This window comes from Enterobacter sp. HMSC16D10, from assembly GCF_001807145.1.
Lineage (GTDB): Bacteria > Pseudomonadota > Gammaproteobacteria > Enterobacterales > Enterobacteriaceae > Enterobacter > Enterobacter roggenkampii.
In genome coordinates this window covers 19,913-35,841 of the sequence record NZ_KV787884.1, presented here as the reverse complement: position 1 = coordinate 35,841, position 15,929 = coordinate 19,913, and the positions used below count along the sequence as shown (strand labels likewise).

14 protein-coding genes are annotated in these 15,929 nt (G+C 57.9%); 3 read left to right on the top strand and 11 right to left on the bottom strand.

Annotation, left to right across the window (positions count from 1 at the left end; all coding sequences use genetic code 11):
* Nucleotide 1: 1 nt before the first annotated feature.
* Complete coding sequence (gene qseE, locus HMPREF3143_RS13915; protein WP_021241873.1) at nucleotides 2-1,429, bottom strand: two component system sensor histidine kinase QseE/GlrK; 1,428 nt, start codon at nucleotides 1,427-1,429, stop codon at nucleotides 2-4.
* A gap of 532 nt (nucleotides 1,430-1,961) precedes the next feature.
* Entirely contained in the window at nucleotides 1,962-5,849 is a 3,888-nt protein-coding gene (purL, locus tag HMPREF3143_RS13910) for a phosphoribosylformylglycinamidine synthase (protein WP_070533397.1), read from the bottom strand.
* Between the two features lie 267 nt (nucleotides 5,850-6,116).
* Between purL and mltF the strand changes: the two genes are divergently transcribed.
* Nucleotides 6,117-7,667 carry a membrane-bound lytic murein transglycosylase MltF gene (mltF, locus tag HMPREF3143_RS13905; protein ID WP_021241875.1) on the top strand — a complete coding sequence of 517 codons (1,551 nt, stop codon included), beginning with the start codon at nucleotides 6,117-6,119 and terminating at the stop codon, nucleotides 7,665-7,667.
* Here the strand turns inward: mltF and tadA are convergent.
* Genes tadA through murQ form a run of 4 tightly spaced genes read right to left on the bottom strand, consistent with a single transcriptional unit; the run spans nucleotide 7,555 to nucleotide 11,024 of the window.
* Nucleotides 7,555-8,094, bottom strand: a complete 540-nt coding sequence (gene tadA, locus HMPREF3143_RS13900; protein ID WP_008502172.1) for a tRNA adenosine(34) deaminase TadA — start codon at nucleotides 8,092-8,094, stop codon at nucleotides 7,555-7,557. The two genes, mltF and tadA, sit on opposite strands and share 113 nt — an antisense overlap.
* Nucleotides 8,095-8,118: 24 nt before the next feature.
* The gene (gene yfhb, locus HMPREF3143_RS13895; protein WP_021241877.1) at nucleotides 8,119-8,754 is read right to left on the bottom strand and encodes a phosphatidylglycerophosphatase C; all 636 of its coding nucleotides are present in this window, start codon (nucleotides 8,752-8,754) and stop codon (nucleotides 8,119-8,121) included.
* Nucleotides 8,755-8,757: 3 nt separating this feature from the next.
* Nucleotides 8,758-10,119 carry a PTS transporter subunit EIIC gene (locus tag HMPREF3143_RS13890; RefSeq protein WP_070533394.1) on the bottom strand — a complete coding sequence of 454 codons (1,362 nt, stop codon included), beginning with the start codon at nucleotides 10,117-10,119 and terminating at the stop codon, nucleotides 8,758-8,760.
* 11 nt (nucleotides 10,120-10,130) lie between these two features.
* Nucleotides 10,131-11,024 carry an N-acetylmuramic acid 6-phosphate etherase gene (murQ, locus tag HMPREF3143_RS13885; protein WP_021241879.1) on the bottom strand — a complete coding sequence of 298 codons (894 nt, stop codon included), beginning with the start codon at nucleotides 11,022-11,024 and terminating at the stop codon, nucleotides 10,131-10,133.
* Nucleotides 11,025-11,141: 117 nt separating this feature from the next.
* Between murQ and HMPREF3143_RS13880 the strand changes: the two genes are divergently transcribed.
* Together HMPREF3143_RS13880 and HMPREF3143_RS13875 are read left to right on the top strand one after the other, a co-directional pair.
* On the top strand, nucleotides 11,142-11,990 hold the full coding sequence (locus tag HMPREF3143_RS13880; protein ID WP_008502176.1) for a MurR/RpiR family transcriptional regulator: 849 nt from the start codon (nucleotides 11,142-11,144) through the stop codon (nucleotides 11,988-11,990).
* A 46-nt stretch (nucleotides 11,991-12,036) separates the two neighbouring features.
* On the top strand, nucleotides 12,037-12,297 hold the full coding sequence (locus HMPREF3143_RS13875; RefSeq protein ID WP_008502177.1) for a YfhL family 4Fe-4S dicluster ferredoxin: 261 nt from the start codon (nucleotides 12,037-12,039) through the stop codon (nucleotides 12,295-12,297).
* Here the strand turns inward: HMPREF3143_RS13875 and acpS are convergent.
* The 5 genes from acpS to rnc are packed head-to-tail and all read right to left on the bottom strand — an operon-like array spanning nucleotide 12,294 to nucleotide 15,746.
* Entirely contained in the window at nucleotides 12,294-12,674 is a 381-nt protein-coding gene (acpS, locus tag HMPREF3143_RS13870) for a holo-ACP synthase (protein WP_023294331.1), read from the bottom strand. The two genes, HMPREF3143_RS13875 and acpS, sit on opposite strands and share 4 nt — an antisense overlap.
* Nucleotides 12,674-13,405 carry a pyridoxine 5'-phosphate synthase gene (gene pdxJ, locus HMPREF3143_RS13865; protein WP_008502179.1) on the bottom strand — a complete coding sequence of 244 codons (732 nt, stop codon included), beginning with the start codon at nucleotides 13,403-13,405 and terminating at the stop codon, nucleotides 12,674-12,676. The genes acpS and pdxJ overlap by 1 nt, the downstream gene beginning before the upstream one ends.
* Before the next feature lie 33 nt (nucleotides 13,406-13,438).
* The gene (gene recO / locus HMPREF3143_RS13860; protein ID WP_008502180.1) at nucleotides 13,439-14,146 is read right to left on the bottom strand and encodes a DNA repair protein RecO; all 708 of its coding nucleotides are present in this window, start codon (nucleotides 14,144-14,146) and stop codon (nucleotides 13,439-13,441) included.
* Between the two features lie 17 nt (nucleotides 14,147-14,163).
* Nucleotides 14,164-15,069, bottom strand: coding sequence for a GTPase Era (gene era, locus HMPREF3143_RS13855; RefSeq protein WP_008502181.1), 906 nt, complete (start codon nucleotides 15,067-15,069; stop codon nucleotides 14,164-14,166).
* Complete coding sequence (gene rnc / locus HMPREF3143_RS13850) at nucleotides 15,066-15,746, bottom strand: ribonuclease III (RefSeq protein ID WP_070533495.1); 681 nt, start codon at nucleotides 15,744-15,746, stop codon at nucleotides 15,066-15,068. Before rnc ends, era begins: the two co-directional genes overlap by 4 nt.
* Nucleotides 15,747-15,929 lie beyond the last annotated feature (183 nt).

Below are 15,929 nucleotides of genomic sequence, written 5' to 3'. Positions count from 1 at the left end.
TTTATTGATTTTTCCGGCTCAGGGGCAGTTCAATACGGAAGCAAACATCCGAACGTTCGTCCGTGGCGATGTTAAGCTCACCCTGCATGCGTCGTATGCAGTCCCGGGCGATGCTTAAGCCCAGACCACTGCCTTTCACCGCACCTTTCCGCTGATGACTCCCCTGGAAAAAGGGCTCGAAGATCATGGTTTTTTCGTCATCGGGGATCGGGGTGCCGGTGTTAGCGACGTCTATAAACACCCGGGAACCCTTCGTATAGCTTCGGATATAAATGTTACCGGATTCAGTACCATAGTGCACCGCATTGGAATAAAGATTATCCAGCACGCTCATTAACAGCATGGGTTCAGCGAGACAGGTCGGCGCATTCAGCTCTACACCGGTATGCATCATTTTAGCTCTTGCTGGCAGGCTATGGGCGGAGATCACCATATCCACCAGCGGTTCAATGTCGACGTTTTCCAGTACGACCGCTCCGTCAGCCAGCTTGCGGTTGTAATCCAGCAGCTGCTCAATCAGCTTCTGCAGATTGCGGCTGCTGTTATCCAGGATCTCGACAATTTCTTTCTGTTCGGGCGTAAGCGGCCCTGCCACTTCGTCCGCCAGCAGTTCCGTCCCTTCGCGCATGCTGGCCAGCGGCGTTTTAAGCTCATGGGAGATATGGCGCAGGAACTGATGACGCTGTGATTCAAGCCACGCCAGGCGCTCGGACAGCCAGATAATACGCTGACCGACGGAACGCAATTCGCGGGGACCTTTAAAAGCGACCGTATCACCCAGCGATTTTCCCTCCCCCAGGCGGTTGATCATCCGCTGGATCCCCTTCACCGGGCCGATGATCATGCGGGTAAAGAGCAGAACCAGCCCGAGGCTCACGAGGAACAGCACCAGCGCCTGCCAGCCGAAGAACTGGCCGCGCTCGGCAATCTCCTGCTGAAGCTGCTGGCCGCGAGAGAAAATTACCGTGCGGGTTGACTGCACCATCTCGGTATTGGCGTTGGCGAAGGCTTCAAGACGCGCGGCGGCGGCGGCATCGGGTCCACTGTTGTGGCACTGCAGCTGCGCAAGATCGTTCAGATCCTGACGTAACGCCTGATACAGCTTGTCGTCAGGCAATACGCCGGCGTGGGCGTCCAGCATTTCGCTATAGCGCTTGCGCTGACTCTGGTACACCTTTTCCAGCGTGCGATCGTCAAGCACGCAGTATTGACGATAGCTACGCTCCATCTCAAGCGCGGCGTTGGTCATGGCTTCACTGCGTCTTGCGTCAATAAGCGTCGTGCGGTTCGTCAGTGCCGCCTGGGCACTCAACGCGTTCAGGCTTTGCCAGGCCTGCCAGGCAAGGATCAGCAACGGCAGCAGGATCAGCAGGAAGGCCATCATCACGAGCTGTCGCAGGGAACGGGGAAAGACGGGCCAGCGTTTCAACGCATTACTCTCTTAATGGGGATATACGCAGAGCGTAACTGAGTCTGCCCTTCAGATACAACAAAGCCGGGTAAAAACCCGGCTTTGTCATGGAATGAGGCGGTGCCTAACTCGACGTTTCGCCCTGGCCTGATAAAGCATCGCTATGATCAGTAGTTGGACGGCAGGCACCTTTTTGTGCGTCATTCGAAGTTTATGTAGCACGTCCCGAAGGGGCTGACATAAGAAGGTGAATGAGCCACTGGTTAATATTATGCAACACCCATGCCAAAATGCAAAACAAAATATTAACACATTGAAATATATGCTTTTTATTCACTTAACCCGTTCATTATCGGTTGAATGATTTCCAGGCTAAGTGTCGCTATTCAGCAACACCTTAACGGGAACCTTTTCTGCCACATATAAATCAATGGGTTAAATGTCTCCTTTTGGAGACACTTAAACCAGAGGGTTGTCGCGATTTTGCGACAGAGACAAAAAAGCCCGGTGGCGCTCGCGCCTACCGGGCCTACAGTCAGGATGCTGAAACTTAACCCAGCTGTTTACGGGCGTTGCGGAAGATGCGCATCCACGGGCTGTCCTCGCCCCAGTTTTCCGGGTGCCAGGAGTTGCTCACGGTACGGAACACACGTTCCGGATGCGGCATCATGATGGTTGCACGACCGCTTTCACTGGTTACCGCGGTAATACCGTTCACCGAACCGTTCGGGTTAGCCGGATAGGTTTCTGTCACCTTGCCGAAGTTATCGACAAAGCGCAGCGCCACCAGACCTTTGCTCTCCAGCTGAGCCAGATGCGCAGCATCACGCACCTCTACCTGACCTTCACCGTGGGAAACGGCGATTGGCATTTGCGACCCGACCATCCCCTGCAGCAGCAGAGACGGGCTCTGAGTCACTTCTACCAGGCTGAAGCGCGCCTCAAAGCGGTCTGACTGGTTACGCACAAAGCGCGGCCAGGCTTCGCTGCCTGGGATCAGTTCGCGCAGGTTAGACATCATCTGGCAGCCGTTGCACACGCCCAGCGCCAGCGTTTGCGGACGGTGGAAGAAGGTTTCGAACTCGTCGCGCACGCGGCTGTTGAACAGAATGGACTTCGCCCAGCCTTCGCCCGCACCCAGCACGTCGCCGTAGGAGAAGCCGCCGCACGCCACCAGCGCCTGGAAATCTTCCAGACCGGTACGGCCTGCCAGCAGGTCGCTCATGTGGACGTCGATAGCGTCAAAGCCCGCGCGGTGGAAGGCAGCCGCCATCTCAACGTGGGAGTTAACGCCCTGCTCGCGCAGCACGGCCACTTTCGGACGCGCGCCGGTCGCAATGTACGGCGCGGCGATGTCTTCGTTGATGTCGAAGGAGAGCTTCACGTTCAGGCCTGGATCCTGGTCATTGGCCTTCGCGTTGTGCTCCTGATCGGCACATTCCGGGTTATCACGCAGGCGCTGCATCTGCCAGGTGGTTTCCGCCCACCACATGCGCAGCGTGGTGCGGCTTTCGCTGAACACGGCGTGACCGTCAGCTTCAATGACGAAGCGGTCGCCCTGAACGGCTTTACCCAGATAGTGCACGCAGTCAGCCAGGCCATGCTGCGCCAGAATCGCTTCAACCGCATCGCGATCCGCCGCACGCACCTGAATCACGGCGCCCAGCTCTTCGTTAAACAGCGCAGCCAGACGGTCTTCGCCAAGCGTCGCAATGTTCGCTTCCACGCCACAGTGGCCGGTGAAGGCCATCTCTGCCAGGGTCACCAGCAGGCCGCCGTCGGAACGGTCGTGGTAGGCCAGCAGCTTACGCTGCGCCACCAGCGCCTGAATCGCGTCGTAGAAGCCTTTCAGCTGCGCCACGTCGCGCACGTCGGCGGGCTTGTCGCCGAGCTGACGGTAAACCTGCGCCAGCGCGGTCGCGCCCAGCGCGTTGTTGCCTTTGCCCAGATCAATCAGCAGCAGGGCGTTGTCTTCCGTCGCAAGCTGCGGCGTAACGGTGTGACGCACGTCTTCCACGCGGGCAAACGCGGTGATCACCAGCGACAGCGGGGAGGTCATCTCGCGCTGCTCGCTGCCTTCCTGCCAGCGGGTTTTCATCGACATGGAGTCTTTGCCCACCGGAATGGTCAGGCCGAGGGCAGGACACAGCTCCTCGCCCACCGCCTTCACGGCTTCATACAGGCCCGCGTCTTCGCCAGGGTGACCGGCAGCGGCCATCCAGTTTGCGGAGAGCTTAATACGTTTGATATCGCCAATCTGAGTCGCGGCGATGTTGGTCAGCGCTTCACCGACGGCCAGACGGGCAGAGGCCGCGAAGTCCAGCAGCGCGACCGGGGTGCGTTCACCCAGCGCCATCGCTTCGCCGTAGTAGCTGTCGAGGCTCGCGGTGGTCACGGCGCAGTTCGCCACCGGGATCTGCCACGGGCCGACCATCTGGTCACGGGATACCATACCGGTCACGGTACGGTCGCCGATGGTCACCAGGAAGGTTTTCTCAGCAACAGCTGGCAGGTGCAGCACGCGATTAACGGCTTCAGCTACGGTAATGCCCTGGCGATCCAGCGCTTTGCCCGCCGCTTTACGGGTCTGCACGTCGCGGGTCATCTTCGGCGTTTTACCGAGCAGGACGTCGAGCGGCAGATCGATCGGCTGGTTGTCGAAATGGGTGTCGCTCAGAGTCAGGTGCTGCTCTTCGGTCGCTTCACCGATGACGGCATACGGCGCGCGCTCGCGGCGGCACAGCTCGTCAAACAGCGGCAGCTGATCCTCCGCAACGGCCAGCACGTAGCGCTCCTGGGATTCGTTACACCAGATTTCCAGCGGGCTCATGCCCGGCTCATCGCTCAGGATATCGCGCAGGTTGAAACGGCCACCGCGGCCGCCGTCGCTCACCAGCTCCGGCATGGCGTTGGACAGACCGCCCGCGCCCACGTCGTGGATAAAGAGGATCGGGTTAGCATCGCCCAGCTGCCAGCAGCGGTCGATCACTTCCTGGCAGCGACGCTCCATCTCAGGGTTGTCACGCTGCACGGACGCGAAGTCGAGATCCGCATCAGACTGGCCTGAGGCCATCGAAGAGGCCGCACCGCCGCCCAGACCGATGTTCATCGCCGGGCCGCCGAGCACGATCAGCTTCGCGCCGACGACGATCTCGCCTTTCTGCACGTGATCGGCACGGATGTTGCCGATCCCGCCCGCCAGCATGATCGGTTTGTGGTAGCCGCGCAGCTCTTCGCCGTTGTGGCTCTCCACTTTCTCTTCATAGGTACGGAAGTAACCGTTCAGCGCCGGACGACCAAATTCGTTGTTAAACGCCGCGCCGCCCAGCGGGCCTTCGGTCATGATATCCAGCGCGGTCACGATGCGCTCTGGCTTGCCGAAATCTTCTTCCCACGGCTGTTCAAAGCCCGGGATACGCAGGTTGGAGACGGAGAAACCGACCAGACCCGCTTTTGGTTTTGCACCACGACCGGTCGCCCCTTCGTCACGGATTTCACCGCCGGAGCCGGTCGCCGCACCCGGCCACGGGGAGATCGCGGTCGGGTGGTTGTGGGTTTCCACTTTCATCAGGATATGCGCTGGCTCCTGATGGAAGTCATAGCGCCCTGCTTCGCGATCGGCGAAGAAGCGGCCCACCTCGGAACCTTCCATCACCGCGGCGTTGTCTTTATAGGCAGACAGCACGTGGTCAGGCGTTTGTTCCATGGTGTTTTTGATCATTTTGAACAGCGACTTTGGCTGCTGTTCGCCGTCAATAATCCAGTCGGCATTGAAAATCTTGTGGCGGCAGTGCTCCGAGTTCGCCTGCGCGAACATGTAGAGTTCAATGTCGTTCGGGTTGCGGTTGAGCTTAACGAACGCATCCTGCAGGTAGTCGATCTCGTCTTCTGCCAGCGCCAGGCCGAGACGCAGGTTGGCGTCAATCAGCGCCTGACGGCCCTGCCCCAGCAGGTCCACGCTCTGTACCGGCGCAGGCTGATGGTGGGAGAAAAGCTTCTGCGCGTCATCAAGAGAGGCAAATACGCTCTCCATCATGCGGTCGTGCAGTTCAGCCGCAACCGCCTGCCACTGCGCGTCGCTCAGGGTAGAGGCTTCCACGTAGTACGCCACGCCGCGCTCCAGACGGTTAATCTGGCTCAGGCCACAGTTGTGGGCGATGTCGGTGGCTTTGGAAGACCAGGGGGAGATGGTGCCCGGACGCGGCGTCGCAAGGATCAGTTTGCCGGTTGGCGTATGGCTGCTGAGGCTTGGGCCATACTTGAGCAGGCGTTCCAGCTGTACGCGCTCCTCTGCATTCAGGGGGGCATTCAGGTCAGCAAAATGGACATACTCAGCGTAAATATTGCTTACCGGAAGGTCGGCCGCCTGAAAACGTGCCAGCAGTTTGGTAATACGGAAGGCAGACAGTGCAGGCGAACCACGCAGAATTTCCATCATAAGTCTCTCGTCTTCGAAGCGCCGGGGCGCTTACAGTGTGCGCAAGGGGGGAAAACGGGCGTCATTATAGAGAATCCTGAGCGCCGACGAAACCGTTTGCGTCGAAATAAAATTGGCAAAGAGATTTAACAATAGATGTGACCTGTCTCTCTAATTGGTTGCCAAGTGGCGCAAGTTTACGCAAAATGCCGCTCATTCAATGGCAAACCTTATTGTTAACATGGCTACAGCAGACTGAGGCAACCGGCGTCGCAGAGAATTAACTAATTGAAAAAATTAAAGATTAATTATCTGCTCATCGGCATTGTAACGTTGCTGTTGGCAGTGGCCCTCTGGCCTTCCATCCCCTGGATCGGCAAAGCCGAAAACCGTATTGCCGCCATTCAGGAGCGGGGGGAATTGCGCGTCAGTACCCTCAACTCTCCGCTGATTTACAGCGACATCAACGGCAAAATCATTGGGCTGGATTATGAACTGGCACAACAGTTCGCCGATTATCTTGGCGTGAAGCTAAAAATCACCGTCCGCCAGAATATCAACCAGCTGTTTGACGACCTCGATAACGACGATGCCGATATGCTGGCCGCCGGGCTGGTGTATAACAGCGAGCGCAGCAAAAACTATCAGCCAGGCCCGACCTACTACTCCGTTTCGCAGCAGCTGGTTTACCGCGTCGGGAGCCTGCGCCCGCGCTCGCTGGCGTCGATTAACGATCGGCAGCTGACGATTGCCCCCGGTCACGTGGTAATTGACGATCTGCGCGAGCTCAAGGAGAAGAAATATCCCGACCTGAGCTGGACGGTGGATGCGAAACTCGGCACGACGGAGCTGCTGGAGCAGGTAAAAGATCAGAAAGTCCCTTACACCATCGCCGATTCGGTCGCGATCAGCCTGTTCCAGCGGGTACATCCAGAAATCGCCGTGGCGCTGGACGTCACCGACGAGCAGCCTGTGACCTGGTTTACTCAGCTCGATGACGATCAGACCCTCTCTGCCGCGATGCTCGATTTCTTCAACACCATGAATGAAGACGGTACGCTGGCGCGCCTGGAGGAGAAGTACCTCGGGCATGGTGATGACTTTGACTACGTTGATACCCGCAGCTTCCTGCGTGCGGTAGACAGCGTCCTGCCGGACCTGCAGCCGCTGTTCGAAAAATACGCCCAGGAAATTGACTGGAAACTGCTGGCGGCTATTTCTTATCAGGAATCCCACTGGGATACCCAGGCCACGTCTCCGACTGGCGTACGTGGTTTGATGATGTTAACTAAAAATACCGCGCTGAGCCTCGGCGTCAATGACCGTACCGATGCGGAACAGAGCATCAGCGGCGGCGCGCGCTACCTGCAGGATATGATGGCCAAAGTCCCGGAAACGGTGCCGGAAGAGGAGCGGATCTGGTTCGCGCTGGCGGCCTACAATATGGGCTATGCGCATATGCTGGATGCGCGAGCGCTGACGGCCAAAACGAAAGGCAACCCGGACAGCTGGTCAGACGTAAAGCAGCGCCTGCCGCTGCTGAGCCAGAAGCCATGGTATAACAAGCTGACGTACGGCTACGCGCGTGGGCATGAAGCCTACGCCTACGTGGAAAATATCCGTAAATATCAGATCAGCCTGGTCGGTTATCTGCTGGAGAAAGAGAAAGAGGCGACAGAGGCCAAACGGCTGGCCCAAAGCTACCCTGTCGTGGCGCCGGACGAGCTTAACCGTCCGTCGGCTTCAATTCTGCCTTTTGCTGCTTTTTCTGCTGACGGCGCATTCGAAAGAAATCGCTTAATAGCCCCGAACACTCTGGTGCAAGCACCCCGCCGATAGTCTTCACCTGGTGGTTCATCCCCGGGTGACCCAGCACGTCCATCAGCGAACCGGCCGCACCGGTTTTTTCATCTCGCGCACCGAAGACCAGAGTTCCGATCCGGCTGTGTACCATCGCCCCGGAGCACATCACGCACGGCTCCAGCGTCACATACAGCGTGGTATCAAGCAGGCGATAGTTTTGCAGCACCAGACCGCCCTGACGAAGCGCCATGATTTCGGCGTGCGCCGTCGGATCGTGGCGGCCAATGGGACGGTTCCACCCTTCACCAATCACCTGGTTATTATGGACCAGCACGGCGCCCACGGGCACTTCGCCCTCGTCCCAGGCACGCTGAGCGAGCGTTAGCGCGTGGCGCATCCAGTATTCATGTGAGAATTCAGGGTTGGACAACGGTTGATACTCCAGTCGAAAAGCGGGCGGCATTATACACACCCCTTATGGATAAGACTATTCGAGTTGCTGAAGTTCACCTGATGGCGTGACGCGCCAGCGATGCTGGCAAAAATAGAGCAGCGGGTTGTCCTGCTTGCTGTCGCTGTAGCCGCTGTACAGGCGCAGTGGCGTGCCGATACGTTTTTCCAGCTGGACCACTTTTTCATGCCCCAGGCAGCGCATCGTCAGCACCCAACCGCCGTAACCGCGGGCAATTTGCGTGGCGATAAGATTTACGCGCGGAAGCCAGGGGGTATCAAAGTAGACCTGCTCCACCAGCGTCTGCGGGGAGCCGGTAATCAGCCAGATGTCGGCATCGTTCGCGTCGAGATAGCCGGTCAGGCGCGCCTGCACCACCGGGAATGCGGCAACGTGGCCGCGGAACCACTGCGCAAAATCCTGCTCGAGCTGTTTAAGCCGCGCTTCGCTGTGCCCAAACGTACATCCCCACAGCAGCAGGCTCATCGGCCATCGCGCCGCACGGCCTTTCACCAGCAGCGCGATCCCGATAACAGGTAAGAGCGGTAGCACGAGCAGCGCATTCAGAGGCTGACGCCGCAGCAGGTAACGCATAAACGTACCAAACATATCCTGCTGATGCAGCGTGCCATCCAGGTCGAAAAAGACAACGCGACGCCCGTGATTTGCCAAACCTTACTCCTCTGGGTCGTTGAAACCTAACAGCCAGGTAAACAGGAACCCGGCGATCACCGCTACTAAATAGCCTAACAGATAGAGCACCACTTTTCCGGTCACGATGGTTAATGCCAGCGGTAACCCCGAGAGACCAAAGGTGATGACGGTGGCAACTTTCCAGTAGCTGATCAGCGCCCCGCCTACCGCGCCGCCCAGACAGGCCGCGAGGAACGGTTTACCCAGCGGCAGCGTAACGCCGAAAATCAGCGGCTCGCCAATGCCGAGCAGTCCGACCGGGAGTGCGCCTTTAATCATTTTTTTCAGACGCGCGTTGCGGGTTTTCATCAGTACCGCAATTGCCGCACCGACCTGCCCTACACCCGCCATCGACAGGATAGGCAGCAGCGCGTTATAGCCGTGCGCCTGCACCAGCTCGACGTGGATCGGTACCAGCCCCTGATGCAGGCCGGTCAGCACCAGCGGCAGGAAAGTACCCGACAGCACCGCGCCCACTAACAGGCCGCCGCGATCAATCGCCAGCGACGCACCGTGGGCAATGGCCTCAGAGATCCACCCGCCTAACGGCTGGAGGGCCACAATCGCTACGCTACCGGTAATCAGCGTGGTCAGCAGCGGGTTGAGAATCAGCTCGATGGAGCCTGGCAGAACCGCGCGCAGCCGTTTCTCGATCCAGCACATCAGGATGACCACCAGCAGCACCGCGATCACCCCGCCGCGGCCCGGCTGGAGCGCCTCACCAAACAGCGTGATCTGCGCCAGCTGCGGGCTGGACAAGATGCCCGCCATCACCCCGCCCATCGCCAGCGATCCGCCAAACACCTTCGCGGTATTCACCCCGACCAGAATGTTCATGATGGTGAACACCGCGCTGCCGAAGATCCCGAGAATCCCCAGCAGGTTCGGATACTGCGTGGCGAAATCCCCCACAATATCCGGCCGCTTGAGGATATTGATGATCCCGGTGATCAGGCCTGAGGCAATAAACGCCGGGATCAGCGGAATAAAGACATTTGCCAGCTGTCGCAGCGCATCGCTCATCGGGGCTTTGTATTTCGCCTTTGCCTGGACTTTGGTGCGCTCAGCATCGTCAATCGATACGCTCGCACTCACGCCCATCAGCGCGCGCATGGCATCGACAACCTGCGCCGCTTTCCCTGGGCCGACGATCAGCTGGTGCTGCTGCCCCTGCTTCACGTAGCCGCTGACGCCGGAAAGCTGCTTCAGACCCGGCACGTCAAGCTGGTCGTCGTCATGCACCTCGACGCGCACGCGCGTCATGCAGTTTTCGAGACGCTGAATATTTTGTTCCCCACCAATCCCCCGCAGGATACCGCTGGCGAGCGCTGCTGTTTTGTCCATACACGCCTCTGTTAGTGTTCTAATGCCGCCCGTAAGAAACCGTTATGCGCATCGAGTTTGGCTCTTGCGGCCGCCGCATCCAGCCCGCTTAAGATCATCAAAATGGCCGGTTTAACATCGTGATCGGTCTGTTTGAGTACCGCTTCCGCCTCTTCGCGGCCTGCGCCCGTCGCCTCCATCACCATGCGGCAGGCTCTGTCCACCAGCTTGACGTTGGTGGCCTGCATATCCACCATCAGGTTCTGATACACCTTGCCGAACTTCACCATCGCGCCGGTGGAGATCATATTGAGCACCAGCTTTTGCGCGGTCCCGGATTTCAGGCGCGTGGAGCCGGTGAGCGCTTCCGGCCCGACAACTGGCGAGATAGCAATAGCGGCCACCTGCGCAATCGGTGAGCCAGGGTTGCAGGAGATGGCGACCGTCGTGCAGCCGGTCTGGTTGGCGTATTCCAGCCCGCCAATCACGTACGGCGTGCGCCCGGATGCCGCCAGCCCGACCACCAGATCCTTCGCGGTCAGATTAAGATCCTTCAGGTCATCCTCACCCAGCTGTTTGTTGTCTTCCGCCCCTTCAACGGCTTTCAGCAGCGCACCGGGGCCACCGGCGATCAGCCCAACTACCAGACCATGCGGGACCCCAAAGGTTGGCGGACATTCTGACGCGTCCAGGACCCCTAAACGCCCGCTGGTCCCCGCCCCCATGTAAATAATGCGTCCACCGGCCTTAAGAGCTTCCGCAGCCGCATCGACCGCTTTCGCCACCTCTGGTAATGTCTCTTTCACAGCCTGCGCGACCAGCGTATCCTGTTGATTAAAGCGGTTAACCAGCTCCAGGGTGGAGAGCGCATCCAGATCCATGGTTTGCGGGTTACGTGTTTCAGAAACAAGTGAGCCAAGATTCATTTTTGTACCTCAAGAATTTTTAATTCATAATAATCACACTATAATGGAATATAAAATTCATTCAGGCGAGCAAAATCCGTATTTGCGCAGATAATCACATTTTCGCCAGGAGACCGTATGAACTGTTTAATTCGCATTCGCCAGCGCTACGCAGGCTTTGCCCAAAGCGACAAGAAGCTGGCGGATTTTCTGCTTTCTCAACCCGATCGCGCGCGCCATCTCAGCTCGCAGCAGCTGGCGAGTGAAGCCGGGGTGAGCCAGTCCAGCGTGGTGAAATTTGCGCAGAAGATTGGCTTTAAGGGATTCCCTGCCCTCAAGCTGGCGATCAGTGAAGCGCTGGTCAGTAACCCTAACCCGCAGTCCATGCCGGTGCATAATCAGATCCGCGGAGACGATCCGATGCGGCTGGTCGGCGAAAAGCTGATCAAAGAGAACGTGGCGGCCATGCATGCGACGCTCGATGTGAATACGGAAGAGAAGCTGCTGGAGAGCGTGGCGATGCTGCGCGGCGCGCGGCGGATCGTTCTGACCGGCATCGGCGCGTCCGGACTTGTGGCGCGTAACTTTGGCTGGAAGCTGACAAAAATTGGCCTTAACGCCATCGTCGAGCAGGATATGCACGCCCTGCTGGCGACCGTACAGGCGATGGATCCTGACGATCTGCTGCTGGCGATCTCCTATTCCGGCGAGCGCCGTGAGATCAACATGGCCACCGACGAAGTCCTGCGCGTCGGCGGTAAAATTCTGGCGATCACCGGTTTTACGCCGAATGCCCTACAGCAGCGGGCCACGCGCTGTTTATATACCATTGCCGAGGAACAGGCCACGCGCAGCGCGGCTATCTCGTCCACCAGCGCACAAATGATGCTGACGGACCTGCTGTTTATGGCACTGGTGCAGCAGGATCTGGAGCGTGCGCCCGAGCGCATTCGCCACAGCGAAGAACTGGTAAAGAAACTGGTTTGACGCGTATAATGCCCGCCCAGTTTGTGTTGTTTCTGAGAATTTCCTGATGGCGCTGTTAATTACCAAAAAATGCATTAATTGCGATATGTGCGAGCCCGAATGCCCGAACCAGGCCATTTCGATGGGCGACAGCATTTATGAGATTAACAGCGACCGCTGCACCGAATGCATCGGCCACTATGAGACGCCGACCTGTCAGAAAGTGTGCCCGATCCCCAATACCATCCTGAAGGATCCGGCACACGTCGAGAGCGAAGAGCAGCTGTGGGATAAGTTTGTCCTGATGCACCACGCGGACAAACTTTAACTTTCGATGATCACCGTTGCGCTGGCATAGTGACGCTCATCCGCGATCGTCACGTGCATGTGATTCACGCCCAGCTTCTCGGCCAGCTTTTGCGCCTCGCCCCATAAGCGCAGGCTTGGCTTACCCAGCTCATCGTTAAACACTTCAAACTGGTTGAACGCCAGACCGTTACGAATGCCGGTCCCGAAGGCTTTGGCGGCCGCCTCTTTTACCGCAAAACGCTTCGCCAGAAAACGCACCGGCTGCTGATGCGCTTCCCAGATGGCCCATTCGTTATCGCTCAGCACGCGCCTTGCGAGGCGATCGCCGCTGCGGGCGATCACCGCTTCAATGCGGGCTATTTCAACGATATCGGTGCCTAAGCCCAGAATGGCCATTACTGACGCGCTTCCAGCATCAGGCGTTTCATCTCGGCGACCGCCTCTTTCAGGCCGCTCATTACCGCGCGGCCAATGATCGCGTGACCGATGTTCAGCTCGTGCATTTCCGGGATGGCGGCAATGGCCTTCACGTTATGGTAGGTCAGGCCGTGACCGGCATTGACCTTCAGACCCAGGCTCGCCGCGTAGGTGGCCGCTTTAGCAATACGCTCCAGCTCTTTCGCCTGCTCGGCATCGTTTTTGGCATCGGCATAGCAGCCGGTGTGAATTTCGATATACGGCGCGCCCACGTCGGCTGCCGCTTTAATCTGGGTGAAGTCGGCGTCAATAAACAGCGAAACAAGGATACCGGCATCTGCCAGGCGCTTGCAGGCATCGCGCATTTTGTCGAGCTGGCCGGCCACGTCCAGACCGCCTTCGGTCGTGACTTCCTGGCGTTTTTCCGGCACCAGGCAGCAGAAGTGCGGCTGGGTCTCACAGGCAATCGCCAGCATCTCTTCGGTGACTGCCATCTCCAGATTCATACGGGTGTCCAGCGTCTGACGCAGAATGCGAACGTCGCGGTCAGTGATGTGGCGACGGTCTTCACGCAGGTGAACGGTAATGCCGTCGGCGCCAGCCTGTTCAGCGATAAACGCCGCCTGAACCGGATCGGGATACGCCGTGCCGCGCGCATTACGCAGCGTGGCGATGTGATCGATGTTGACGCCTAACAGTAATTCAGCCATGACAATCCTCGGTTTTCTTTTCGATTCTGTGGTCTAACGTTTCGGCACAAACTGCCTGAATAATTCGCGGCTCTTTAAGGGCTTGCCGCCAAGATACGGCTTGAGGGCAATCCGGGTAAAGCGTTTTGCTGCGCGCAGGGTATCCTGATCGGGAAACTCGCGCTCATAAAGCGCCCGGAGCTGACGCCCGGTAAAGGTGCTGTTGTCGATCACGACGCTGGCAATGAAGCCTTTTTCTTCACGGTAGCGGTAGGTCATGGTGTCTTCCACTTCGTCACCGCTGCCCGCACAGTGCAGAAAATCGACCCCGTACCCAAGATGGCCCAACAGCGCCAGCTCAAAACGCCGCAGCGCAGGCTCGGGCGTACCGGTTGCGCCAGCCAGCGCCTGGATACAGTGCAGATAATCAAAGAAAAGTTCAGAGAAGCGGGTCTCATGTTCAAGAACGCGTGAGATGAGTTCATTGACATACAGACCGCTGTAGAGCGTGATGCCGGAGAGAGGAAGCGCCAGGGAGACGGCTTCGGCGCTGCGCAGGGTTTTGACTTCCCCTCGCCCACCAAAGCGGACCAGCAACGGCGTGAAAGGCTGTAAGGCACCTTTCAGGTTAGAACGTTTGGAACGTGCGCCTTTTGCAACCAGGCGCACGCGGCCCGACTCTTCCGTGAAGACGTCCAGCATCAGGCTGGTTTCGCTCCAGGGACGACTATGCAGGACAAAGGCGCGCTGCCATCCATCCATATGCTCGTCGTCTTGTGTTACTGGTCTTCGCCGTAACCGAGGCTGCGCAGAGCACGCTCATCATCGGCCCAGCCAGATTTCACTTTCACCCACAGTTCAAGGTGAACCGGCGCTTCGAACATCTCCTGCATGTCCTTTCGGGCTTCGATACCGATGGTTTTGATCTTGGCGCCTTTATTGCCGATCACCATCTTCTTCTGCCCTTCACGCTCAACGAGGATCAGGCCGTTGATGTCGTAGCCGCCACGCTCGTTGCTCTGGAAACGCTCGATCTCCACCGTCACAGAGTACGGCAGCTCAGCGCCCAGGAAACGCATCAGCTTTTCACGGATAATTTCAGACGCCATAAAGCGCTGAGAGCGATCGGTGATGTACTCTTCCGGGAAGTGATGAATCGCTTCCGGCAGATGTTTGCGCACGATGCCCGCGATGGTATCCACGTTCAGACCCGTCTCCGCAGACAGCGGAACGATGTCGAGGAAGTTCATCTGGCTACCGAGCCACTGCAGATGCGGCAGCAGATCGGCCTTTTCCTGCACGTTGTCCACTTTGTTGACGGCGAGGATGACCGGCGTTTTGCCGTCGCGCAGCTTGTTCAGCACCATCTCGTCGTCCGGCGTCCAGCGGGTGCCTTCCACAACGAAAATCACCAGCTCCACGTCGCCAATCGAGCTGCTCGCCGCCTTGTTCATCAGACGGTTGATGGCACGCTTCTCTTCCATGTGCAGGCCCGGGGTATCGACGTAGATCGCCTGATACGCGCCTTCAGTATGGATACCGACGATGCGGTGACGCGTGGTCTGCGCCTTACGCGAGGTGATAGAAATCTTCTGCCCAAGCAGATTATTCAACAGGGTGGATTTGCCGACGTTCGGACGTCCGACGATGGCAATAAATCCGCAATAGGTCTTTTCTTCGCTCATTCCAGCTCCAGCATTTTTAACGCCTGTTCGGCGGCAGCCTGTTCAGCCTTACGACGGCTTGAACCTGTGCCCACCACCGGTTCACTCAGGCCACTGACCTGGCAATGGATGGTAAATTCCTGATCGTGCGCTTCGCCACGAACCTGCACCACCAGATAAGATGGCAGCGGCAGATGACGGCCCTGCAAATATTCCTGCAGACGCGTTTTGGGATCTTTTTGTTTATCGCCCGGGCTGATTTCGTCCAGACGGGTCTGATACCAGTTCAGGATCAGCTTTTCGACGGTCTGGATATCGCTGTCCAGGAACACACCACCAATTAATGCTTCGACCGTATCGGCAAGAATAGATTCACGACGGAAGCCGCCGCTTTTCAGTTCACCCGGCCCAAGACGCAGACATTCGCCCAGCTCAAATTCGCGCGCGATTTCCGCAAGGGTATTACCCCGAACCAGCATGGCACGCATGCGGCTCATATCACCTTCATCCACGCGCGGGAAACGATGATAAAGCGCATTCGCAATCACGAAACTTAAAATAGAGTCGCCTAAAAACTCGAGACGCTCATTATGTTTGCTGCTGGCACTGCGGTGGGTTAATGCCTGTTGCAACAACTCCTGATGATGAAAAGTGTAGCCCAGCTTCCGTTGAAGCCGATTAATTACGATGGGGTTCATGCGATACCAATAAATGAATGCGTCAAAAATGCAGCACACGAAACCGACCTGAGAAAACCAACGCGGTTTCGTGTGCCGTGGCACCCTTGCAGGGCCAACCTTAAACTTCGGGGGAATATTCTATACACAACGACAGGGGATGTCGTTAGTTCGAAGAGATTTATCGGTGAAATAATTCGTGTA